This is a genomic window from Alicyclobacillus vulcanalis (assembly GCF_900156755.1).
In the GTDB taxonomy this organism is placed as follows: Bacteria; Bacillota; Bacilli; order Alicyclobacillales; family Alicyclobacillaceae; genus Alicyclobacillus; species Alicyclobacillus vulcanalis.
Window position 1 is genome coordinate 132,264 of record NZ_FTOO01000002.1, and the last position, 23,242, is coordinate 155,505.

Sequence of the window (23,242 nt, forward strand, 5' to 3'; positions counted from 1 at the left end):
CACCCCCTTAGTCGGCGCGCGCCACCACGAGGTACATGCGCCCACCCGAGTTTTGCACATACGCGATGTAGCTTCCATCTGCGCTCCACGCGGACACGGGTGCGTCAAGCCGAAACGCAGGCTCGTCGCTGCCCGCGGCGTGCAGCGCCCGCATCTCGAGCGTCTGTCCACTGGGCGCAGACTCCGACGTCACCGCGTAGATCACGCCGTGATCGCCCTCCACCACCGAACCGTCCGCGGCGCCCGCAATGCCTTCATAGACCGTCTCCTGCCCCGTGGGCGCGATGCAGACCCACGCGCCGGAAGGCGCAGGATGAAGCGTCGTCCCCTGGCACACGAGCCCAGCCGCGGTGAGGTGTGGGTTGATGAGAAGGCCGTCCACTTGAACCGTCTCCGATGGGCCGAGCGCCGCAGCGCCTGCCTGCGTCACGATGGGCGCCAGGTGAACCGGCGACGCCGCCGCGGCTCCGCCCGCGTCCGGCGCCGTCTGCCATGCGAAGGCGCCCGATCCCGCGGCCGTCACGATCTCGCCGCCGTCCATCAACGAAATCTTGGTGAGAAGCGATGCGTGGCCGCCGGCCATGGGCACTGCGTACACGTCCGTCTCCGACGCCACGCTGCGAAGCCCGCTCTCCGTCCAATTGACCGTCACCACGGCCCAACCGCCTGTGGAGGCAAGCGACCAAGACCTAAGAAGCCACGAACTTCCGCCCTGCGCGTTCGGCGGCACGAGCGTCACGTCGGCCGTCCAGCGCGGATGTCCCATCAAGCCGAGGCCGTGGAACGCGTATGCGCTCAGTTCAATCCCATCGCCTTGCGGGCCGAGGGACAGGCTTCCAGTCACGATCTCGCCGCTGGCAAACGCGAGGTGGGCGAGATCGAACGGTTGGCCCGTGATATCGAACACGGCCTGCACCGCCACGGGAAGGCCCTCGCCGACGATGGGCGCGGCAGAGGCGTGATGCGCGTTGGTCGGTTGCCCCGGCGGCGAGCTCCGTTCCCCCCACGCGCCGTATCCGACGAGCGCAAAGCCCACGACGGAAAGCGCCGCGGCCGCCACGCGCGGCATCGTGGACCCCGTGCGGCGGACCTCCGCCTCCTCGTACGCGATCTGCGCGCGCAACCGCTGGAGGGCGAGGTTGCGCAACCCCCGCGGCAGATCCGGAAGCACCTCGTCCGGGAGGCCCGTTTCCTCGAGGGCGCCCTCCTCCGTTTCGCTGGATTCCGCCTCCGCGGCAACCGCCGCCGATTCGGGCTCCTGCGCGAGCGAGATCCCGAGCGCGGCAAGCGCGTTCCTGACCTGGTCCCGAAGCCGCGACACGTCGGCGCGCGGTCCCACGCGCTTCCATACGGCGAGCATGATCTCGACGAACGCTTCTTCCGCTTCCGGCGTAGATCCCATCCGCTCGATCACGGCGTGCCACACCGCGGGTCCAAATCGATCGACCAGAAGATGGGCCAGTCTCCTTCGCCCCGCACCCGACTTACGTCTATTCATCTCCACGCTTCCCCGTTCTCTGCAGAATGGATAGTCTCATGATAGCCCACGGGGGCGCGAAAGGACAGAAGGACGCCTGGCCCGCCTCGGCCAGACGCCCTCCCTTCAGCATGCCAAGCCGAACATCGCGACAGAGGCAGAGAAATCGAAAAGCCTCCTGCGTCCGCAGGAGGCCTGCCTTGAATGGGTCATGAAGGACTCGAACCTTCAACCACCCGATTAAGAGTCGGATGCTCTACCAATTGAGCTAATGACCCGTGGTGACCCTAAGGGGATTCGAACCCCTATTACCGCCGTGAGAGGGCGGCGTCCTGAGCCATTAGACGATAGGGCCAACTGGCTGCCGAACTAGGACTCGAACCTAGACTAACTGATCCAGAGTCAGTCGTGCTACCATTACACCATTCGGCATCGTAACGCTGCGCTGGCTCCTCGTCGAGCTCTCGGGCGTTCCGCCCGGCTGCGTTATTTACTATACATGCCCGGCTCCTTCATGTCAATAGCCTTTCGCTATTTTTTTCTCCGCGCCTGCCGCGGTCGACCTTTCCGTCCCTGCCGATCGCGGCACGCCCTCGCATGGCAAGAGCCGGCGGACGCCCGCCGGCTCTTGCCTCAAGCGACGGGCACCTGACCCGCCTCGACTCGATCGGCCGCTTGTCGCAGGCGGCGGCAGACTTCGTCTCGCCCGAGAAGCGCAATGACATCAAACAGCCCAGGTCCCACGGTCAACCCGGTGATGGCAAGCCGCACGGGGTGAATCAGGTCGCCCGGCTTGACGCCCAGCTCCTCGATCCACCCTCGAAATTCGCGCTCGACAACCGGCGCAACAAACGGCGCGACGCCGGCCAGTCGTTCCGCGACGATGCGCAACCGACGGGCCGTGTCAGAATGCGAAAAGTGCTTCCGCACACCCTTCTCATCGTACACCGTCACCGGTTCAAAGTACGGACGAACGCCGTCCAGGAGCTCCTGAGCATTCCGGCTGCGCGTCTGCACAAACGCGATGACCGTGCGCACCCACATCAGCAACTCCCTGCGGCTCTCGTCGCGCGCCACGTAGCCGCGTTCCACGAGGCGCGGCCACACTTCGTCCATAACCTGCTCAGGTGACTGCTGACGAAAATAGTGGGCGTTCAGCCACTCGAGTTTTTTGACGTCGTAAATCGCCGCGTGCTTGGCCACCTTCTCCAACTCGAACAGCTGAATGGCGGTCTCGCGGTCCACGATCTCGCGATCGTCTCCAGGCGAGAAGCCAAGCAGGAGCAAGTAATTCACGAGCGCCTCGGGCAGGATTCCCATGTCCCGGTACTCGCTGACACTGGTCGCCCCATGCCGTTTCGACAGCTTGCTGCGATCCGGCGCCAAAATCATGGGCACATGCGCGAACGCCGGCGGCTCTAAACCGAGCGCCTCAAACAAGAGCACGTGGCGCGGCGTGTTCGACAAGTGTTCCTCGGCCCGGATGACGTGCGAAATCCTCATTTCGGCGTCATCCACGCACGAGGCAAAGTGATACGTCGGCGTATCGTCCGCCTTCCAGATGATGAAGTCGTCGATTTCACTGTTCGCGAACGACACGTCCCCGCGGATGAGGTCGTGAACGACGGTTTCGCCTTCGGCGCGGCTGCGGATGCGGTACACGTGCGGCTCTCCGGCTTCAAGTCGGCGAGCGCGCTCCTCGGCCGACAGCGCGCGGCAACGGCCCACGTAGCGAGGTGGCTTCCCCTCCCGCTGCGCCGCTTCCCGGTCCTTCGCGAGGTCTTCCGGCGTACAAAAGCAGGGATAGGCCTTGTCCTCTGCCACCAACTTGTCCAAGTGACGCCGGTAAATGTCCATCCGCTCCGACTGCCGGTAGGGCCCATAGGGCCCACCCACATCCGGGCCTTCATCCCAAACGATGCCTAACCAGCGAAGGCCGTCCAAAATCTGCGCGTACGACGCCTCCGATGATCGCGCGCGATCCGTATCGTCGATGCGGAGGATAAACTTTCCTCCCTGCTTGCGCGCGAACAGCCAATTGAAGTACGCCGTGCGCGCACCGCCAATGTGGAGCGCCCCTGTCGGGCTTGGCGCAAACCGAACACGAACTTCCTGAGCCATTCCCGAACCTCCTGTCCCCTTGCTCGCGGATATCCGCCGCGAAGCTGCGCCACACTAGGCGCGAGGTGAACGCAGATGAAAAAGTCCAACCGCCACTCGAATTCCCGGCCGATTGCAAGCCCGAACTCCGGCGCCTACGATCCAGGGCCGGTCGACCAAGGTGAAACCGACTATCCCACGGCGGACGTCGCCGCGGCACAGGCCGCGACCTACGATCTCGCCGTCGAAGAATTTCCAGAAGGCCCCTACGGAGCGACGACGGACGAGCGCCGCCTGGGCAAAACCTCACCTTGGTTACCTGGGCAGATGGTGAGCGGCCGCTTTCGCGACAGCAACATGATCACCTCCGACCGCCACACCGCGCCGTACGAGCAAGACGGCGATGACACGTACGAAGATCGATCCTAAACACACTTGCGGCCGGATGGCAACAGCCGCCGTTGCCCCGGCCGCGCAAGCACGTGGCGCCTCACTGGGCCTTTCCCATCACCTCAAGCAACTGCGCGATGCACAACGCATTCTCTTCGGATGTCCCGAAGGTAATGCGCACGTACGACTCGAGCCCGCGAAACCCTGTCCTCACCAGGATGGCCCTGCGCATCAGCGCTTCAAACACCGCTCTGCCATCCCCGACTTCCACCAGGCAAAAGTTCGCCTCGCTTGGCACCACTCGCAACCCGTGTTCCACCAGTTTCCCATACTGATAGCGGGCCTCGGAAGCGAGGGCCTGCGACCGGCGGACGTGATCGACATCGTCCAACGCCGCGATCGCCCCGACCTGGGCCACGCGGTTGACGTTAAAGGGCTCGCGCACGCGGTGAATGTATTGAATGACGTTCGGATGGGCCACGAGATACCCGACCCGCAACCCGGCGAGGCCGTACAGTTTGGAAAACGTGAACAAGAACCCGACGTTGTCGCGATGGAGAATCTCCGGCTTGAGGGTCAGTCGCGACGCATCAAGCGCGTAGTTGTCGTAGGCCATGTCGACGACCACGAACACGTCCCCCGGAATGCGATCGATGAGCGCGTCAAATTCGGCCTGCTTCATCACGGTTCCCGTCGGATTGTTCGGTGTGCAGAGGTACACAATTTTCGTCCGCGGCGTGACGGCCTCGGCAATGGCATCGACGTCGTATGTAAAGTCGGATGTAAGCGGAACGGGCCGCACGGAGGCATCCATCACCTGCGCACCGAAACCATACTGCGAAAACGATGGATGGGGGACGACGATCTCGTCGCCAGGCTCCAGAAACGTTTCGGAGATGAGCTTGATGATGTCGTCCGAGCCGTTGCCGACGAGCACCTGATCCGGCAGAACACCGTGATGGCGCGCGATGGCCTCGCGCACGAGATCGCTCGCGCCGTCCGGATACAAGTGCAGCCGCGGCAGCTCCCGGCGAATGGCCTCCAGCGCAAGCGGAGACGGACCAAGGGCATTCTCGTTCGAGTTGAGCTTGATGATGCGCCGATCGCCCAGTGTACGGCGCAGCGTCTCGTCGCTGAGGCCGGGTTGATACGGCTCAATGGCCGCCAAATTGCCCCTCACCCTGCTTGTGACGTCGGACATTCCTGTGCACCTCCCGCGTGTCATGCTCCTCATTGTACAGGATAGGCGCCTTTGCCGTCACCGCTTAGGCGCGAAAGCTCGGCGGAGGTTGAGGGCGGTCGGGGGCATGGGGCACATCGGAGGCGTCCGACACGTCGGGGGTGGGAGCCTTCTCGGCCGGCGCGGGATCGCCCCCGCGCGTCTGGCCGAGCCCCGCCGACAGCGCGAATCTCCACGCCGACTCCACGCTCAGGTCGACGGGCTTCACGCGATCTCGCGCGACGAGCACGGTCACGCCGGCAAATTGAAACGCGTTCGGGAGATACACCGCCACCAGACGTCCGTCGGGATCGAGCGCCTCGGGGAGCGTCTCGGACGTGATGAATCCGAGCACCTGGGCGCGATCATCGGGCCACATGACGAGCACCGGCGTCTGAAAGGCGGTTCGACGGCGAAACAGGTTTTCAATGAGTTCTTTCACGGTGGTGTAGACGGTCCGCACCACAGGGATATGCGTGAAGAGGCGATCCGCCCACTGGAGGACAATGCGGCTCACATACGCGCGCGACAGCAATCCGATGACAAACAGCGCCGCAAGCACGATGGCGAAGCCGAGGCCCGGGATATGAAGATAGACCCACGGAATGTACCAACTGACCAGTCCATCGACCTGATTCACGACGAAGACCACGACCCAAATGGCCAGCGCGAACGGCAACACGGTCGCAAGACCGATCCCCAGGTACTGGGCAAGCTTTCTGAGCATCTCTTTCACCCAGTTCATGCTTCGTCACCCCGGTAAGCTGTAAAACCCGGCCGCCAACACCACATAAGCGCCAAACGCCATGGCTCCTTCCAGCCAATTCGATTCCCCGTCCATGACGAGAACCACGACCAGCAAGACCGCCGCCATCATGCTCACGACTTCAGGCCACGTGAACGCAAAGGTGAACGGCACGCCCATCACGGCGCCGATGAAGAACAGCACGGGTGCGATGAACATGGCGACCTGAAGCGTGCTGCCCACGGCAATTTCGAGCGAGAGGTCCATGCGGTTTTTCCACGCCATCCACACCGCCGATGCGTGTTCCGCGGCGTTTCCGATGATGGCCACCACCACGACGCCGATGAACACCTCGCTCCAGCCAAGGTGATCCGCGATGGACCGCACCGAGCCCACGAGCCAGTCGCTCTCGAGACTGACAACGACGGTCGAAGCCGCAAGCAGGGCGACGTCCGCCAGGATCGGCCGGCGCTTGGTGCTCACGTCCTCCTCTTCATGCTGAATGGCCTGGAACAGATCGCGATGTGTGAACAGGCTGAAGTATAGCCCGAGCAGATAGACGGCGAGCGACACGGCCGCAGCACCGTAGGACAGCACGGGAGAGACGTTGGACCGGCCGTACGCGAACGCCGTAGGAACCACAAAGGCCACACCGATGCCGAGCATCAGCATCGAGCCATGACTGCGGGCCACTCTCACGTTGAACTTCTGAATCGGATGGCGCAAACCACCGACGAAGAACGAGAGGCCGAGGACGAAGAGCAAGTTGCTGATGATAGAACCCGTGATGGATGACTTCACCAGAGGAATGAGGCCGTCCTTCAGGGAGAACACACCGATGATGAGCTCGACGGCGTTGCCGAAAGTCGCTGAAAGCAGACCGCCCAACCGCTCTCCAGATCTTGCGGCGATTGCCTCGGTGGCCCGGCCCATGACGGCGGCAAGCGGAATGACTGCCGCAGCCGAAACGAAAAACTGCATCACGGGGTTTGGCATCCACACGTGAACGACGATGCTCCACGCGGTTAGAACCACCGCAGCCACGGAAATGAACATGTTCAACGAGCGTCTCTCCTCCTGGCCGTACCGACTGCGCCATTTCTCAAAAACCTATCAAAACCATACCAGATGATGCGCCCCCTCGCACGACGTACCGCGGGTTCTACGTGACAAGTGTGCTACAATGAGGCGAGGAAGGGGGTCGCGCCGTGTACGGATTCCCTAGAGTCAAGCGCATTCGAGGAGAGCTGAAGCGGAGCGAAATCCGCAATCAAGTCAAGTATCAGCTCACGACCCGCGAATTCATCCAGCAGCGAGGGCGCACGACGTACCGCATTGCACTCGAACACATTCTTGGCATGATGGAATGCTCGGATGCGGAGTACATTCGCCACGCCAGGCCGCTGTTTGGCGGCTCTCCAGATCCCTTCGGGAAACCCTACAAGATTGTCACAGCGCTCATGCACCTGGTCAACGAGGCCGGCGTCATTGAGCAACACGGGGTGTCCTTTTACACGCGCCTCTCGCCTGCTTTTGCGGCCCATATGGAGAGCCTTCTCTCCGAAGGGGACTGAGGTCCTCACCGTTCCTTGCGCGTCTCGCGGCGCTTGCGCCGCAACCAAAACGCCCTCAAATATCGGACAGCGAGTATGGCGGCACAGGCCGCCACCACCCCGTACCCCACCCATCGGATGCCGGAGGCATGCGTCAGGCGGGCCAGAAAACCCGAAAACTCGTATGCCGCAATCGCGACACCGGCAAACATCCAATTTGGATAGCGTTCGTTCATGACAGGCCTCCATCGGTCTCATCTCTCCAAAGCGGGAGTTGCTCCCCGTGTTCGAGGGGCGGCCTGCTTCGCCTCGCCAACTGCAGAATGTCCATCCAATCCAACGCGTTCACGACCGCGTCGTTGTTGGAGTTGTTGTTCATCAAGATGTGCACCTCACGGACCACTTGGTCCAAGGCTCGCACATCCGGCTCGAGTTCGCGCAGCTCGTCGACCGTGTAGCGATAGGCAAATCGTTCCTTGGAAGACGAGAGACCTTTCAGATTCCACGTATCCTTGTTCCGCCCATGCATACGAAGAATGGCGAGGTCCGCCGATGTGGCGCGCGGAATATAGGGCACCGACGCTTGCCCCGCATCGGGTTCGTCACAAATCACGTGCACGGCCCCCATCGATTGCAACCATGCCAAGGTTTGATCCGTGCGTTCTTCGGTAGCGTACCAACTGCGCTCGCGGAATTCCACGGCCACCCGGTGCGGCTGGAGAAAATCCACCACGCGTTCCACAGTCATCCGATGCTTGGGCGTCGCGCCAAACCACGGGGGGAATTGCAGCAAAATGACCCCGAGTTGTCCGCGTTCGACGGCGGGCCGTAGACCTTCCAGAAACGCGCGCCCCATCGCTCTGCGCTCCTCGCGCGACAACCCACGAACGTGCATCGTCAGAGCACCCGGCGCTTTGACGTGAAACGTGAAGGTGGCGCTCACCTGCGCCACCCACCGCTCCCACACGTGCGCACCCACGATGCCGTAGAACGTGCTGTCGATCTCGACGAGATCGAAGTAGGAAGCGTAATAGGCGAGCCGAAAGGAACGCGGCCATGTGCGCGGATAGAAGTGGTCGTGATCGTGAAAGGCGCACGTTCCTACGCGTATCATGCCGAGCCTCCCGCGCGCGGGCCTTTGACCCCGTTCTTCGCAGATCGATATAATGGGATGGGTAAACGCCGACACCCATTTTGGATAGGAGATGAACCACCATGGCCAGCGCTCAACACGCCATTCGTTGTCCGCACTGCGATCATACCTGGTTCAGGGAAGAACGCCAAGTCGAGCTCGACTCGAGCGTGGTCATCAAGCCCGGAATGCCCGTAGAGGGCCGCATTGTCCGCGAGCAATACGTCTACATTTGCGTCAACTGCAATCAGGTCTTATATCATGAGTGATACACCCGTTGGGTGGCACGCGGTATAAAGATGCCCATCTCCTCAAAGGATAACGAGGAGATGGGAGGGATCCCCCTTGAAGCGTGATGGTCGGCGTCTCGCGTGGCTTACTGTCATAGCGGCGGCAGTCGGCGCCTGGCAAGTCGCGTCGCACCTGGACAAGCTCCACGTCCACGCTCGTGGACCCCGTCCGTCGGCTCCGCCTTCGACCGGTTGGACGGCGACAGATACGGGCACGTCCCGGCTGAAGGGCCGCGAGACCATTCTCGTCCTCGGGAGCGACAAGCGACCGGACGAGCCGCGCGGGAACGCTGACGTCCTCGTCGTGGCGAGCCTCGATGACAGCCACCGCCGGATCGAACTGCTCTCGATTCCGCGCGATACGCAGGTTGCCTTTCCTGATGGACGGTACCACAAGATCAACGAAGCCCTCGCAAGCGGAGGTCCGGAGGAGACCTGCATGCTCGTCGAGCGGCTGATTGGCCTGCCCATCGACCACTACGCCATCGTGCGCTTCGACGCGCTTGTCCACATGGTGGACGACGTGGGGGGACTCGACATCGATGTGCCGCGCAACATGGAGTACCGCACCGGTGACAAAGTGTACGGGGTCATTCACCTTCGCAAGGGGAGGCACCACCTGAACGGAGAGCAGGCCCTTCAATTCGTCCGTTACCGCCACGACGCGCTGGGGGACATCGGCCGCACCGAACGGCAACAGGCGTTTCTGACGGCCCTCAAGGATCAGCTGCTCCGACCACAGACACTTCCGCGCCTGCCCGCGCTGGCGGTGGACGCATGGAAGATGATCGATACGGACATGTCGCTCGGTGAAATGACGCGTCTCGCGGCGCACGCGCCCCAGTACCGGACGTACCAGACCCTGCACACGACGCTTCCCGGTTCCTTTCACGATCCCGACCCCTCTGTGCCGGGCGATTTGAGCTACTGGGTGGTCAACCCCGTTGAAGCGCGGTACGTCGCCAAGCGGTTTTTCTCCGACGGAGAAGTACCCGCGAGAATCATCCAGGATCCCAGGGACACGAAGACATGGCTTCCGCCCGACGCGCGGGCGGCTTCACAAGGCGCTGGCGCAGGAACGCCGCGCTGACGGGCATTCACACGCCCGTTTTCGCGCGCACCAGCGCTTCCTGCACCGACTCTCGAGTGACCACAATCCCCTCTTGGCGCGATTCGCGCTCGATGTTGCGCCAGGTCACGCGGCTGTTCATCCAATAGGACCAGACCGTCGACACCACGATGCCGAGCGCCTGGCCAATGGGCACCGGGACGCCGAACCGCTCGCAAAATCGCATGACCAAGGTCGTCATGGCGACGCCGACCAGCGAGATCCCGACGAACACGGGCAGTTTCCGCCCCCAACCACGGCCAGACGACTCGGACCTCCACGTGACGCGATCGTTCCAGATATAGTTATTCAACATGGCGACGCACGACGCGACGACGGATGCCACGGTGTCCCGAAGATGAAGTCCATACCACAAAATCGTCAGCACCGTTTCGTTCACGACCACACCTGAGAGGCCAATGAGGCAGAACAGAAAGAAGCGCCGGTCTTTGGGGCTCTGACTGACCAGGCGAACCAGGTGCCGAAAGTAGTTCCACTGCTCCTTCAGGCTCATCTTCGATTCGCCGAAGTCGCGCGCCAAGAACTCGTAGGCGATCTCGTGAACGCTCCGATAATGCCCCTTCACCAATACCTCGATGAGAATTTTCCATCCAATGGGGTTCAATTCCACGCCTTCGATCACGTCGCGGCGCAGCCCGAAGAAACCGCTCGTGCAGTCGGAAATCTTGCGCAGGCGATGGAGGGCCAGCTGCCCAATGATCCGCGCCGTCCACGAGATGAGCTTTCGCATCGGCCCAAGCCCGCCGTCCGAACCTCCCTCGACAAAGCGGCTTGGGATGACGACGTCGATCCCGGACGACAGCCGTTCATAGATGGCCGGCAACAGCTCGGGCGGGTGTTGAAGGTCGGCGTCCATCACGACCAGGAAGCGGCCCTTCGCTCGTTCAAAGCCGCGCACGACGGCGCTTGCGAGACCCCGCTCGTGCTCCCGGTGAAACACGTGCACGGCGGGATCGGCTCTTTCGAGGTCTCGGAGTACGGCCACCGTATCATCCGTGCTATCGTCCACGAACCAGATCTCATACGCAATCCCCAGCGAACCCATCGCGCGATGGATCCGCTCGACCAAGGGATGAATGTTGTCTTTCTCGTTATACGTGGGGATGATCAAACTGACGTCCACGCCAAAGCCTCCTTGAGGGCTACCGGCCTTCGGAAGGGCCCCGCCCGTCATCCCGGAACCATGCGGTGAGCGCGGCCATATCCAGCTCGGCAAACGGCCCTTGCGCCGCGCGGCGCAACAAATCCCGAGCGAGGCCCGCGATCGGCGTGCGCGCCCGCCAATGTCCGCTGATGTCGGTGAAAAGACGGACGTCCTTCGACAAGTGTTTCACCGGAAATTGCGGGTCAAAATCCCCTGCTTCAATCATGGCGCGCTTGCCGGCATACACCCCAGGCCAAACGGAGCTCGTCGAGAGCACGTCCAACGCTGTGTGCACGTCAAAGCCGGCCCGGTCCGCGAAGGCGAGCGCTTCCCCCAACGTCAGCATGGACATGGCCAACAGATAATTGACCATCAGTTTCATCGCGCTGCCATTTCCAACGTTGCCCAGCCGGTGGATGACGTGTGCCATCGTGTTCAGATACGGCAGCACCGTTTCGACGTGAGGTTCGGCGCCCGCCACGAGAGCCACGAGTTTGCCCTCCTCGGCCGGCTTCGTCGTCCCCAAGACGGGCGACTCGACGTAGCCGACGCCGCGCGCTTCCACGCGCTCAGCGATGCGAATCGACTCATCGACTCCGACGGTACTCATGTTGACGACGATGGACCCCTGCTTCATGGCGTCCAGTGCACCGGACGCAAACAGGACCGACTCCACCGCGCTCGCATCCGCCAGCATCAGGAACGTCACCCGCGCCGCCGCCGCGACCTCGCGCGGATCGCCCGCGATGCGCACGTGGGCAGGCAGATTCTCCATGCGCTTGGGCGTGCGGTTGTAGGCGATCACGTCCTCGCCCAACGTCGCGACGCGCTTCACCATGCGCTCACCCATCAGGCCAAGACCCATCCAACCGACCGTCATGCTTGACCCTCCTGTCTGGGACGCGAATTCGATCCACACGGTTGCTCATCCAGAATGGACACCAGCCGCTCCAAGAGCTCCAAGAATTTGCGCGCGTCGTGTTCCCCGAGCTTGTCCAGCAGTTGCGCAATCTTCGCAGCCCGATCCTTCGTCAATTCGCGAAGGTGCATGCGTCCGCGATCCGTCAAGATGACGTACACCACACGCCGATCCTCGCTCGAGCGCATGCGCTCCACGAAACCCAGCCTGACAAGTTCATCACAGACCTGCGTGATGGCACCAGGGCTCAAGCCGGAGATTCGCGCCAAATCAGACGACTTCGCCTGCGGCACCAGGCTCAGGTGCCGCAGGACGAACGCCTGCGTGTGGGTCAGTCCATGCTTATCCTCCGTGAAGTGCGAACGCATGCCGCGAAAAAACCGTTCGATGATCGTGTCGAGCCGCTGTGCGATATCCAGGCGATCCCCGTTCAACCCACATTCACTCCACACATAGCAAACTTGCCCGAACCCATCGGCACTGGATTGCTCACGCGTCTTACTTTGAATGACCGTTGCGCCCGACGCGGCGCCGCAAGAGGCCCGCGAACACCCCGAGGGCGGCGAGTGGAATGCACCCTAACAGAATGTAGATCCAATTGCCAAATACGCCCGCATACACCAGTGCGACGCCGAGATAATAGGGCACCATCGCCACCACGGCCGTCCACGTATACGCCCAGAGCGAGGTGGCAGGAATCATACCCGCGACATAATTCACGAGAAACGCGGGCACAGGGAGAAGACGGGCCAACAGCAACCCAAGACTTCCCCACTCGCGCACCCAATGGTTGACCTGTTCGAACCGCTCGTGGTTCTGCACGCGCTCGAGCAAGATGCGCGTAAAGTGGCGGGCGATGAAAAAAATAAGAATGGAACTGATGGTCGAGCCAATCCACGCGTACGTCGTTCCCAAGACCACCCCGAATACGCGCAGGAAGATGATGAGCAGCCCTTCCGACGGGATGGGTGTGAGGCACCAGATCACCATGATCACGATGGCCCAGACCACGCCCCAAAATCCCCACGACTGGATCCAATCGGACAGGCGATGGTTGCGGTCCAAATACAGGACCACCACGGCCACGAGGGCACCCGAGAGGATCATCGCAATGGTGCGCCAATCCGTGAGCAGTTGCTTGACAAAACCCGCCACATCCACGACTCCCCGCTATCAATCCACTCTCTTTCACAGTATCAGACTGTCGCCAAAGGTTCAAACGCAGCAAAAGCGCGGCGGGGAAACTCCCGCCGCTCACACTTCTGATGCGGCTAACGAGGCTGGATGGGTGAGGTTCGTTTTTGCCCCATGCGCTCTGCGTCTTCCGGCTTCGGTGTCAGCGTGTGCTCGGTCACGGTATCTCGGATTGCCCACTGGTCCATCGCTTCGCGATCGGCTGTTTCGAGCAGATGTTCGCCGAAGTTGCGCATGGGTGGCCCAGGCTTGCGGTGCGTCTGTCCCTGCATCCGCCATCCCTCCCGTGACCTTACCGTACCCCGCAACACCGAAGGTATGCGCCGCGGCTGCATTCAACTCCCTGGCTTCGTCCGCCAAATGACACCATCGTCCGTCCCGATGGCGACCTCGCTCGCCATGTCGATGAACAGCCCGGACTCCACAACGCCGGTCGTCAACTTGAGACGTCGGGCCAGCTCTGCCGGATCGGGCACTTCGTCGAACACGGTGTCCAGAATGTAGTTGTGGTTGTCCGTGATGAACACTTCGCCATCTCGCTCGCGCAGCGTCCAGCGGCCGCCCAAGTTCTCAATCCGCCGCGCGGTCGTCTCCCACGCAAACGGAACCACTTCAATGGGAATGACCAGGCCGGACAGCGAATCGTACAGCTTGCTGTCGTCCACGACAATGATCAGCTCGTCGGAGATGGAGGCCACCAACTTTTCCCTCAAGAGAGCACCACCGCCGCCCTTGATCAGCTGGAGGTCGGGGGTCACTGCGTCCGCCCCGTCGATGGTCAAGTCCAGGCGAGGGCAGCTGCGAAAGTCCGTGAGCGGAATTCCGAGCTCGCGGGCCAGCCGCTCCGTATCTCGCGAGGTGGGAATGGCGACGATATCAAGCCCCTCCTTGACGCGCCGGCCGACCTCAACAATCGTGTAGTATGCGGTCGACCCCGTCCCGAGGCCCACCTTCATGCCGGATTGAATTCGCTTGGCGGCTTCTTCACCCGCCGTCCGCTTCTTCTCCATTGCTCGTCGCTCCTTTACAAGATGGGGGACAAGAGCCGCGCACAGCTCTCCAGAATTCGCTCGGCTCTCGGCCTCGCGCGATACTGCTCAAGCGTCAATCTATCACATTTCACGAGATCCCGCTCGAACAAGTCGGCCAGGTGACCGCTTTTGTCGCGATCGAACAGAAGCGCATTGACTTCGAAATTGAGCTTGAAGCTGCGAATGTCGATGTTGGCCGTCCCGACAGACGCCAGTTCCCGGTCGGCCACCACCATCTTCGCATGCAGAAACCCATCGCGGTAAAGATAGCACTCGACGCCCGCTTGCAGGAGATCGCCGAGGTAAAACCTCGAAGCCCAGAACACAAAGAGGTGATCCGGCTTGCCGGGCAGCATGACCTTGACATCGACGCCGGACAGACTCGCGATTTTGAGCGCCGTGAGCAGGCTGTCATCGGGGACAAAGTACGGCGTCTGAATGTAAATGCTCTCCTTGGCGGCATAGATCATCTTGATGTACGTGTTTCGAATCTGTTCCCAGTCCGTGTCCGGACCGCTCGCAACGATCTGCATGCCGGTCGTGCCAGGCCGGCCTTCGATGCGGGGAAAGTAGCGATCGGAAAACTCGATCGGGCGCTTCGACGAGGAGTTCCAGTCCAGAAGAAAGATGGACTGCAACTCGAGAATCGCACTGCCCTCGATGCGGAGGTGCGTATCCCTCCAAAATCCAAACTTTTCGTCCTTACCGAGATACTCGTCGCCCACGTTGAATCCGCCGACGTACGCGACGCGGCCGTCGATCACGGCGATCTTCCGATGGTTCCGGTTGTTCATGCGCAGGTTGACGTACGGGATTTTTGAGGGAAAGAACGCGGCGACTTCGCCACCAGCGTCGAGCAGTGGATCGAAGAACGACGCGGGCGTCCAGGCACAGCCCACGGCGTCGTACAACAGCCGGACCTCGACGCCCTCGCGCGCCTTGTCGGCGAGCAGTTGAACGAGACGCCGGCCGAGATCGTCCGGTCGAAAGATGTAGTATTCGAGATGGACATGGTCTTGGGCCGCCCGAATATCTTCGAACAGCGACTCAAACTTGTCCACGCCGCGCACGAACACGTCGATGCGATTGTCCTCGGTATAGACCGCATACGCGGTCTTCAGATTCAGCGCGATGAGATCCAGGTGTCGTTCCGCGACCGGCTCTCGATACGCCACATGGCCGGACTCGACTTGCCGATGCTGTCGCTCGGCCAACCGCTTCACCCAGGGCGCGTTGCGCAGACGAAAGCGGGCCAAGCGGTACCGGCTGACGTGCTGCCCAAATAGCGCGTACAAAATGAAGCCCCCAACGGGGATGAACAAAAGAACCATGAGCCAGGCCCACGTGACGGCCGCATTATGACGCTCGACGAAAATGATGACGAAGGCCGTCACGAGGTCCAGTGCAAAAACGAGCAAGTACACAATGTGCAACCACGGCATGTTGGCTCTCCATTCCGGCATGGCGCCAGGCGCGAGCGCGCTACGGGCGCGCCCGCAGCACCGGCCACACGAGCGGCGCAAACGCGATACAGAACGCCGCGATGGCCATCCATTTGAGATATGCTTGATCTGCGGGATACGTCATCTCGGGCACCTCCTCGCGCACCTGTGCTACAGCGTATGCGCGAGCGCCCTTCCCCGGCGTTTCGACAGAGAGGAGGAACAGGTGTGAACGGTTGGTTTTTGGCAGCAGCCATTGCATGTGAGGTCTTCGCGACCTCCATGTTGAAATGGACGAACGGATTCTCGAGGCTCTGGCCCTCGCTGGCCGTCATCGCCGGGTATGCGCTATCCTTCTACGCCCTCTCTCACGCGCTGCGCACCATCCCCGTGGGCGTCGCTTATGCCATCTGGTCGGGCGTCGGCACCGCGGCCATCGCCGCTATCGGCGCGATGGCCTACCGGCAGCCCGTCACGCCCACCATGCTGGTGGGCATCGGGCTCATCGTGGCGGGCGTCGTCATTTTAAATCTCCATCGCCCGCTCCACTGACATGAGCGCGGTGAGGCTTTTCGTTTTCCTGCGCGCAGAAGACGTTGGAATCGTGCGGATGTGCCTCGTCCTCCACCTGCACCGTCACATGCCCGACATTCAGGTGGCGCAGCCGATGCTCGATCTCGCGAATGACGCCTTGCGTCTCGGACACCGTCGTCACGCCGTCCATCTCGACGTGACAGGACAGCGCATTTCGCCCGTTTGCAATCGACCAAATGTGGAGGTCGTGAACGCCGCGCACGCCCTCCACCGTGAGGATGGCTTGAACCACCTCGTTCGCATTCACTTCCGCCGGGGCGCCCTCCATCAAGATGCGCGCGGCGCGGCGGGCGAGGCGAAGCGCGCCATAGGCGATGGCGAGCGAGACCATCACGCTCACGATGGGATCGATCGGTTCCCAATGGGTCAGGGCGATGATGACACTCGCCGCGATGACGCCGAGCGAAGCCGCCATGTCGCCCAGCATGTGTAAAACGGCGCTTTGCACGTTGAGATCGTCGTCGTGCCGCATGGAAAGTGCCATGGAGAGGTTCACGATCACGCCGACCAGCGCAAAGACCGCCATCCACAGCGGCTCGACGGGCCTCGGATGGAGCAGCCGGTTCCACGCCTCGACGATGATCCAGACCGTCACCCCAAGCAGCAGCAACGCGTTCAGGAAAGCCGCGAGAATGCCCGCGCGATGATACCCGAAGGTCATCCGCGCATCCGTGGGCCGGTCAGCCTGCCGAAGGGCATACCACGACAGGCCCAAGGCCGCCATGTCCGTCAGGACGTGGCCGGCATCGGACAGGAGCGCCAGGCTGCCCGAGATGACGCCGCCCGATACCTCAGCGACAAACACCAGCAAGGTCAACCAGAACGCCAGGCGCATCTTGTTGGCGGGGGCGTGCACGTGCAGCCACCCGTCGTGGGGATGCGCGTGACCGTGTGCGTGATGATGAGCATGGGGATGCCCTTCGTGAAGATGAGACATCATCCAATCTCCTCGTGCGTGGTCCCGCGGCGAAAACCGCGATCACCTTCACGATATTCGTTCCTCTCCATGCGCGCAATACCATGTGCAAGAAACCATGGCCGCAAAGCCAAGCGGGCGGCCCCGTCTCTGGGCCGCCCGCACCCTGGAAGTCAACATTTGCTATACCCACAAGCCTCGCATTCGTAGCAGCCGCCCTGGCGAATCAGCGTATGTTGGTGGCACTCCGGACACCAGTCCTTGGCGATGGAGTACGCGCGCAGTTCCGACGGCCTGGCCGTGTCGCCTTCCGACGGATCGGACGTCGCCGCTTGACGCGCGGCCATGTGGCGCAGCGGGAAGGTCTCGGCGTGCTCGATCAGCGCTTTGGCGATCGCGTCGGGGACCGACGTGATTCGCTGCGCGCCAAAGCCCACCGCATTTTGCCCGCCGATACCGGAGAAATGTTTGACGAGCTCCGCCTCTCGATTCGGATTGTTCGACTCTCGCAGATACAGCGTGATGGCTCGGCCGAGCGCCTCGTTTGCCGCATACACGTCCGATCCGGCCTTGCCCACGTTCACGAAGACTTCGGTCGCCATGTGGGTGTCGGGATCGTCGTTGATGGTGATGAACGCCTTGCCGAGGGGCGTCTCCTTCCTGTAGGTGGCGCCGTACAACACATCCGGCCTCCGGCGCTTCACATAGCCCCCTGACGAGGGCGGCGCGCTTTGCCCCGCCTGGGTCAGGCCCTGCGCAGGCTGTTCCGCCGCCTGGGCCAGCCCCTGCGCAGGCTGTTCCGCTGCCCTCGACACTGGAGCCTCCGATGCGCTCCCTTTGTTGGCGGAATCCGCCTCATCCTTCTTGAGCGACAACACCTGTTCACTGCGGGAACCATCCCGATAAATGGTGATGCCTTTGCAGCCGAGTTCGTAGGCGAGATCGTACAGTTGGACCGTATCCTCGACCGTGTACGAGTTCGACGCGTTGCAGGTCTTCGAAATGGAGCTGTCGATCCAGCGCTGAAGCGCAGCCTGCACACGCACGTGCTCCTCCGGCGTCAGCTCCATGGCCGTGACGAAGTAGGGCGGCAAGGCGTCCTCCCCCGGATGGTCGCGCCGGTACGCTTCCACGATCGCCGCATGTTCCTCAAACAGGCCGAGCCGGGAATTCCGGAAGTACGACCACGCGTAGTACGGCTCGCACCCGGTGGAACATCCGACCATGGTGCCGGTGGTGCCGGTAGGCGCGATGGTCATGGTGGTCACATTCCGCACACCATACTTGCGAATGGCCTCCACCACGTGCGGCCGCTCCGCCGCCATGTGGCGCATGAACCCGGACTGAAGGAACTTCTCGGCGTCGAATTTCGGGAATGGGCCGTACTCCTTCGCAAGCTCCACGGACTCGAGGTACGCCCACTCCGCCATCAGCCCCAGGACGACGTCGATGAGCCGCACGCTTTCTTCGGACCCGTACCGAACGCCGCAGTAGAGCATCAAGTCATGCAGGCCCATGATCCCGAGCCCGACGCGCCGCTCGGCCATTTGGTTCTGGCGATTTTCTTCGAACGGATAATAGGTCGCGTCGATCACGGCGTCTTGGAACCGGATGCCCCTGCGCGTCGTGAGCTCGAGCTCCTCCCAGCGGATGTGGTGCAGGAGAAATTCCGCTTCCTCCGCCGGAAACTTCTTGAGCAGGCAAGCGCGCACATAGGCCTCGCGCTCAGGGTCCTTGAACGGCGTGCGGATGCCGCTGTCCCGAAAGCCGTTCGCAAACCGAGCAAGAACGACCGCCCCGAGGTTGCAGATGCCATACGCCGGGAGGGGCTGCTCGCCGCACGGATTGGTGGCGACGAGCGGATTGAAGTACCAAGAGTTGCTCATCGCGTTCGCGCGGCCGAGAAAGACCACGCCGGGCTCGGCCGACTTCCACGCGGATTCGCAAATGTCGCGCCACAGTCCATCCGCGGGAACGGTCTCCGTCACTTCGAACGCCCTGCCCTCGGCGAGCCATCGGCCGAAGTCTCCGTCAAACTCATCGAGGAGCGCAGGTGGCACAAACCCGAGCGCCCACGATTCGCCGCGGCGCTTGGCCTCCATAAATTCCTCGGAGATACCGACGCTGATGTTGGCGCCGGTGATGACGCCGTCGACCTGCTTGGCTCGGATGAACTTCGGCAAATCGGCGTGGCGATCGTTCAGGATGAGCATGAGCGCGCCGCGGCGGGAGCCGCCCTGAAGTGTCAACTGACAGCCGACGCTCATGATTTCGCCGACGCCCACCGGCCCGAAGCCATCGCCAAAGACCTGGTTGCCCTTGTCGTACAGAAGGCCCCACGAATACGCGCCCGACGAACGGCCGTTCACGCCGCGGACGTAGCTGTAGCGAGGGCGAAGCGACGATAAAACGAGCGACACGCGCTTGCCCTCGCTCATGGCCTCCCACATGTCCCCGAGCGTGCTCGCGATGGTGCTGCGGCTGTCCCCGGGGCTCAGGACGAACCCGACGGCCTGGGGCACCAGGTGAGCATCCGATGCCAGAAGCTTCTCCATCAGCTCGCGCGCGCGGATCCGCCCGTGCTCCTCGACCGGACGACCCTCGCGCAGCCAAGCGTCGAGATCGCCCGACCACGTCTCGTCGTAGCCCTCAACCGACGTGTCTGGAAAACGAAACACCCACTCGTCGTCCTCCTCGACCGCGCGCCAGAATGCCGCATCGGCGCGGACGAGCTTGGTAGAGTGAGGATAGTCGGTCTCCAGAAAATCCAGGAGATCCGGGTGCCATGCGTCAAGGACGAGCATCAGCTCGGATTTGCGCGAGGACTCGCTCACGGGCACCAGCGTGCCCTGAGGCGGGATGCGGGACAGGTTCATGCCCACGCCCCCGCTGCGCGCCTGGATCTCCAGCGTTTGACCGAACGACTCCGCGTAATCGCGGAGGTCAGGGCCCACATTCGGAATCACAAAGCAGTTGTAACTGGTCACCTGCATGCCCGTGCCGAGCGAGGCGTTGATGCGGCCGCCCGGGACGTATCTCCATCCCTTCTGCAGCTCGTAGAAGGCCTCTTCCCACACCTCCGGCTGGCGCGTCACCGCCGCCGCGCCGCGGGCCACCCGGCGCCACATCTGCCGCGGGGACGTTTCCAGGAGCACGTCCACCTGACTCACGGGAAGCTCCACGGTCGATCCGTCCCGGAGCTCCACGGTCACGCGGTCTTCGGCCCGGTTGACCGACTTCACGCGCGCAAGTTCGTGGTACGCCCGCTTTTTGTCCAACACAGCCACCACGAGCGCGCCCGGCGCGAGCGCCTCCTTGCGGATATCCTTCAGCAGGTACCGGTCCGCGACGATCTTCTCTCCCGTCGGACTCAGGTAATCGTCGTCGTTCATGTCCAGCATAGGCCGTTCACGTTGCTCGATGGCCATACGAATCCCCCTCTTCTGCCGCAAGCCCGTTCATTCCTCCGAAGGCTTGTCCGGGCGCGGGATCCTGTCCACAGCGCGCGCGCCTTCCCCAATCAGGGCTAGCACTTCCTTCAACAGCGTTTCGACGTCGCGAAACTCCCGATACACGCTCGCAAACCGGACGTACGCCACGCCGTCCAGTTCTCGAAGTGCCTCCATCACGCGCTCCCCGATGACGGACGACGGCACCTCCCGCTCATACTCCAAGCGCAGTTTCCGCTCGATCTCGTCACAAACCGCTTCCAGCGTCTCCGCCGCGATCGGCCGCTTCTCGCACGCCTTCATGATGCCGCGATACAGCTTGTCGCGCGAAAACTCCTCGCGTTTCTGGTCCTTCTTCACCACCATGAGCGGCCGCTGTTCGACCCGCTCGTACGTGGTGAAACGCCGCCCGCACGCTTCATGAATGCACTCGCGCCGACGGCGAATGGTGGTGCCATCCTCGCCCGGCCGCGACTCGATGACGCGCGTGTTGTCCGCTCCGCAATACGGGCATCTCATCCATTCCACCCCCATGCGCCCGGCACTCGTGCAACCTGCAGCAGACGACAGGCCGTCTATATGTAGTGTCAAACGCTCGAGTCACCGCGATTATAAACGCTATATCTGCCTGAGACAAGCGCCAAAAGCGTTGCAACTCGAGCAACATTCTTGGTTCTTTCAATCGTTCGGGAGGAGTGAGGCCACGGATTCGATGACCCATTCCGGCGGATGCGCCGGGTCCACCTCGCCCGCAAGCCCCGATCTCACCCACACCGTCGCCACGCCCGCGGCCTTGCCCGCCTCGACGTCCGTTTCGACGTTGTCTCCGACGATCACGACCTCATCCTCGCGGAGGCCAAACCGCTCCAAGGCGTATCGCACAAACGAGACGTCGGGCTTCCCGGTGACGAGCACCTCGGCGGAAGACGCCGTCTGCACAAACGCTCCAATCGCGCCGTTGCCCGGCATGAAGCCATCCTCCACGGGCAGGCGCCGGTCTGGATTGGTGAGCACCATCCATCCCACGCGGTGCGCGACGCGGGCGAGGAGCGCGAGATCACCGTAACACACGTCGGGCGCGAGGCCCACGGCGACGGCCTGAGCACGATGTACCCACTCCGCCCGCAGTTCGTCGGCTCGCGCTCGCCTAGGGTCGAGTTTCTCCGCGCGCAGCGCCTCCTCAAGGCCTGTGCCGCCGACAAACGCCACCACGGGCGCTTCCCACTCGGTCGGTTGCGCGAGGCGGCGCCGGATCGCGGCGGCGGCCGCCTGGGCTGAAGTGGCGACTTCGTCCTCCCGGGCTCGGATGCCGAGATCGCTGAGGAATGCCGCCACCTGGGCCGGGGTTCGCGACGAATTGTTCGTGAAAAACACCGGCTGGATGCCGCGCGTCCGCAGCGCCTCAACAAAGGACGGGGCGCCTTCAATCACCTGATGCCCCCGAAACAGCGTGCCGTCCAAGTCCAACAGCGCGCCTTTGAAACCAGACCGCCAGAACGCGTCCGGGCTCCGCCCCGATATCGAAGAGGCCATGTCGTTCCCTCCGTTTCCATACTTACCGAGGTCGAGTGTAGCATAGGGTGCCCACACAAATTGACCCGGCCCCCACAAACTTTTAACATGAAACTGATTGCCTTAGAGACGGAGGGGCTCGACTTGGCGAATGCAGGGCCTTTGGAACAGGTATCTCCCGGCGTGTGGCGCATGTGCATCCCGTATCCGAACGTCTTGCCGTACGGGACCGTCAATGTGTATGTGGTTGCGGACGAGGGAGAGGCCTTGGTGGTGGATGCCGGAGCCGTGGGCGATCACGTCGAACAGCTCGCTCGCGGTCTGCGAGACATCGGCGTCCAGCGCGTCCGTGCGCTCGTCGCGACGCATTATCATGTCGATCACACGGCCGGCGTGCGGGACATGACCGCGAGGTTCGGAGCGCCCGCATTCATGCACCCTCTGGATGTGGCCGCGTTTGACGAAAAGTTTCCGGCTGCGCGGGGAACCTTTGCGCCGTGCCCCGAGCGCCTTCGCGTGGGGCATCGAGCGCTCGACGTGATCCATCAGCCGGGCCACACGCACGGCCATCTTCACCTCTGGCTGCCCGACGTCCGAGCGATTTTCGTCGGGGATCACCTTGTGGAAGAGGGGTCCGTCTGGGTAGGACCGCCGGATGGACACATGGAGGACTACTTCCGCGCGCTCGAAGCCGTAACGCGTTCGGAGGCCGAGGTGGCGCTGCCGGGACACGGACCGGCCATTCGCCGGCCTCAGGCAGCCGCCAAGCGCCTGCTCGAGAGACGGCGGATGCGCGAAGAGCAGATACTCCACATTTTGAATGACGGACCCAAGGCGCTCGAGGAGCTGACGCGAGCGCTGTATCCTCGGCTCGACCCTCGTGCCCTGCCGTTTGCGCGACACACGGCCATCGCACACCTCGAGCACCTCGAGTCGCAGGGCTTCGTGCGCCGAACCATGCTGTCCAAGGACTGGGTCATGAGATATGCCCGTACGGAGGAGTGAC

At 62.6% G+C, this 23,242-nt stretch carries 24 protein-coding genes and 3 tRNA genes; 6 read left to right on the forward strand and 21 right to left on the reverse strand.

Translation table 11 applies throughout. The features are described from left to right. Window positions 1–7: 7 nt before the first annotated feature. The 5 genes from BW934_RS03030 to gltX form a co-directional block, all read right to left on the reverse strand. Window positions 8–1,498: an RNA polymerase sigma factor gene (locus BW934_RS03030; RefSeq protein WP_234969514.1), complete on the reverse strand. Its 1,491-nt coding sequence runs from the start codon at window positions 1,496–1,498 to the stop codon at window positions 8–10. Window positions 1,499–1,682: 184 nt separating this feature from the next. Then, window positions 1,683–1,755, reverse strand: a tRNA-Lys gene (locus BW934_RS03035). Window position 1,756: 1 nt separating this feature from the next. Then, window positions 1,757–1,832 (reverse strand) — tRNA-Glu (locus tag BW934_RS03040). A gap of 3 nt (window positions 1,833–1,835) precedes the next feature. Then, a tRNA-Gln gene (locus BW934_RS03045) sits at window positions 1,836–1,909 on the reverse strand. A gap of 201 nt (window positions 1,910–2,110) precedes the next feature. Next, entirely contained in the window at window positions 2,111–3,598 is a 1,488-nt protein-coding gene (gene gltX / locus BW934_RS03050; RefSeq protein WP_076344983.1) for a glutamate--tRNA ligase, read from the reverse strand. A 75-nt stretch (window positions 3,599–3,673) separates the two neighbouring features. On the opposite strand from gltX, the gene BW934_RS03055 reads away from it, so the two are divergent. Next, window positions 3,674–4,006: a hypothetical protein gene (locus tag BW934_RS03055; protein WP_076344985.1), complete on the forward strand. Its 333-nt coding sequence runs from the start codon at window positions 3,674–3,676 to the stop codon at window positions 4,004–4,006. A gap of 61 nt (window positions 4,007–4,067) precedes the next feature. Here the strand turns inward: BW934_RS03055 and hisC are convergent, their stop codons facing one another. The 3 genes from hisC to cax form a co-directional block, all read right to left on the reverse strand. Next, window positions 4,068–5,168, reverse strand: coding sequence for a histidinol-phosphate transaminase (hisC, locus tag BW934_RS03060; RefSeq protein ID WP_076344987.1), 1,101 nt, complete (start codon window positions 5,166–5,168; stop codon window positions 4,068–4,070). 64 nt (window positions 5,169–5,232) lie between these two features. Next, window positions 5,233–5,931 carry a DUF502 domain-containing protein gene (locus BW934_RS03065; RefSeq protein WP_076344989.1) on the reverse strand — a complete coding sequence of 233 codons (699 nt, stop codon included), beginning with the start codon at window positions 5,929–5,931 and terminating at the stop codon, window positions 5,233–5,235. A 6-nt stretch (window positions 5,932–5,937) separates the two neighbouring features. Beyond that, a complete protein-coding gene (gene cax, locus BW934_RS03070) occupies window positions 5,938–6,987 on the reverse strand; it encodes a calcium/proton exchanger (RefSeq protein WP_234969548.1) in 1,050 nt (349 codons plus the stop codon). Window positions 6,988–7,139: 152 nt separating this feature from the next. On the opposite strand from cax, the gene BW934_RS03075 reads away from it, so the two are divergent. Further along, a complete protein-coding gene (locus tag BW934_RS03075) occupies window positions 7,140–7,505 on the forward strand; it encodes a hypothetical protein (RefSeq protein WP_076344993.1) in 366 nt (121 codons plus the stop codon). Window positions 7,506–7,510: 5 nt separating this feature from the next. Here the strand turns inward: BW934_RS03075 and BW934_RS03080 are convergent, their stop codons facing one another. After that, window positions 7,511–7,720, reverse strand: a complete 210-nt coding sequence (locus BW934_RS03080; RefSeq protein WP_076344995.1) for a hypothetical protein — start codon at window positions 7,718–7,720, stop codon at window positions 7,511–7,513. Further along, complete coding sequence (locus BW934_RS03085; protein ID WP_076344997.1) at window positions 7,717–8,598, reverse strand: DUF72 domain-containing protein; 882 nt, start codon at window positions 8,596–8,598, stop codon at window positions 7,717–7,719. The genes BW934_RS03080 and BW934_RS03085 overlap by 4 nt, the downstream gene beginning before the upstream one ends. A 101-nt stretch (window positions 8,599–8,699) precedes the next feature. Between BW934_RS03085 and BW934_RS03090 the strand changes: the two genes are divergently transcribed. Further along, window positions 8,700–8,885, forward strand: coding sequence for a hypothetical protein (locus BW934_RS03090; protein WP_076344999.1), 186 nt, complete (start codon window positions 8,700–8,702; stop codon window positions 8,883–8,885). Between the two features lie 76 nt (window positions 8,886–8,961). Continuing rightward, window positions 8,962–9,996, forward strand: a complete 1,035-nt coding sequence (locus tag BW934_RS03095) for an LCP family protein (protein WP_076345001.1) — start codon at window positions 8,962–8,964, stop codon at window positions 9,994–9,996. A 7-nt stretch (window positions 9,997–10,003) separates the two neighbouring features. Here BW934_RS03095 and BW934_RS03100 read toward each other — a convergent pair whose 3' ends face one another. The 7 genes from BW934_RS03100 to cls form a co-directional block, all read right to left on the reverse strand. Further along, window positions 10,004–11,158: a glycosyltransferase gene (locus BW934_RS03100; RefSeq protein WP_076345003.1), complete on the reverse strand. Its 1,155-nt coding sequence runs from the start codon at window positions 11,156–11,158 to the stop codon at window positions 10,004–10,006. A gap of 19 nt (window positions 11,159–11,177) precedes the next feature. After that, the gene (locus tag BW934_RS03105) at window positions 11,178–12,059 is read right to left on the reverse strand and encodes an NAD(P)-dependent oxidoreductase (protein WP_076345005.1); all 882 of its coding nucleotides are present in this window, start codon (window positions 12,057–12,059) and stop codon (window positions 11,178–11,180) included. Continuing rightward, the gene (locus BW934_RS03110; protein ID WP_076345007.1) at window positions 12,056–12,532 is read right to left on the reverse strand and encodes a MarR family winged helix-turn-helix transcriptional regulator; all 477 of its coding nucleotides are present in this window, start codon (window positions 12,530–12,532) and stop codon (window positions 12,056–12,058) included. The genes BW934_RS03105 and BW934_RS03110 overlap by 4 nt, the downstream gene beginning before the upstream one ends. A 64-nt stretch (window positions 12,533–12,596) precedes the next feature. Continuing rightward, a complete protein-coding gene (locus tag BW934_RS03115) occupies window positions 12,597–13,253 on the reverse strand; it encodes a TVP38/TMEM64 family protein (protein ID WP_076345009.1) in 657 nt (218 codons plus the stop codon). A gap of 116 nt (window positions 13,254–13,369) precedes the next feature. Further along, entirely contained in the window at window positions 13,370–13,564 is a 195-nt protein-coding gene (locus BW934_RS03120) for a hypothetical protein (RefSeq protein WP_076345011.1), read from the reverse strand. A gap of 63 nt (window positions 13,565–13,627) precedes the next feature. Further along, window positions 13,628–14,302: a ribose-5-phosphate isomerase RpiA gene (rpiA, locus tag BW934_RS03125; RefSeq protein WP_076345013.1), complete on the reverse strand. Its 675-nt coding sequence runs from the start codon at window positions 14,300–14,302 to the stop codon at window positions 13,628–13,630. Window positions 14,303–14,316: 14 nt separating this feature from the next. Beyond that, a complete protein-coding gene (gene cls / locus BW934_RS03130; RefSeq protein WP_076345015.1) occupies window positions 14,317–15,765 on the reverse strand; it encodes a cardiolipin synthase in 1,449 nt (482 codons plus the stop codon). A gap of 228 nt (window positions 15,766–15,993) precedes the next feature. Here cls and BW934_RS03135 point away from each other — a divergent pair, with 228 nt between their 5' ends. After that, on the forward strand, window positions 15,994–16,317 hold the full coding sequence (locus tag BW934_RS03135) for a DMT family transporter (protein WP_076345017.1): 324 nt from the start codon (window positions 15,994–15,996) through the stop codon (window positions 16,315–16,317). Here BW934_RS03135 and BW934_RS03140 read toward each other — a convergent pair. The 4 genes from BW934_RS03140 to BW934_RS03155 form a co-directional block, all read right to left on the reverse strand. Continuing rightward, the gene (locus BW934_RS03140) at window positions 16,286–17,296 is read right to left on the reverse strand and encodes a cation diffusion facilitator family transporter (RefSeq protein WP_076345019.1); all 1,011 of its coding nucleotides are present in this window, start codon (window positions 17,294–17,296) and stop codon (window positions 16,286–16,288) included. The genes BW934_RS03135 and BW934_RS03140 overlap by 32 nt on opposite strands. 152 nt (window positions 17,297–17,448) lie before the next feature. Then, entirely contained in the window at window positions 17,449–20,703 is a 3,255-nt protein-coding gene (locus BW934_RS03145; RefSeq protein WP_076345021.1) for an adenosylcobalamin-dependent ribonucleoside-diphosphate reductase, read from the reverse strand. Window positions 20,704–20,733: 30 nt separating this feature from the next. Then, window positions 20,734–21,243 (reverse strand): transcriptional regulator NrdR, encoded by a 510-nt coding sequence (nrdR, locus tag BW934_RS03150; RefSeq protein ID WP_076345023.1) that lies wholly within the window; start codon window positions 21,241–21,243, stop codon window positions 20,734–20,736. A 159-nt stretch (window positions 21,244–21,402) separates the two neighbouring features. After that, window positions 21,403–22,257, reverse strand: coding sequence for an HAD-IIA family hydrolase (locus BW934_RS03155; protein ID WP_076345025.1), 855 nt, complete (start codon window positions 22,255–22,257; stop codon window positions 21,403–21,405). A 123-nt stretch (window positions 22,258–22,380) separates the two neighbouring features. On the opposite strand from BW934_RS03155, the gene BW934_RS03160 reads away from it, so the two are divergent. After that, window positions 22,381–23,241 carry an MBL fold metallo-hydrolase gene (locus BW934_RS03160; RefSeq protein ID WP_076345027.1) on the forward strand — a complete coding sequence of 287 codons (861 nt, stop codon included), beginning with the start codon at window positions 22,381–22,383 and terminating at the stop codon, window positions 23,239–23,241. Window position 23,242: the final 1 nt, after the last annotated feature.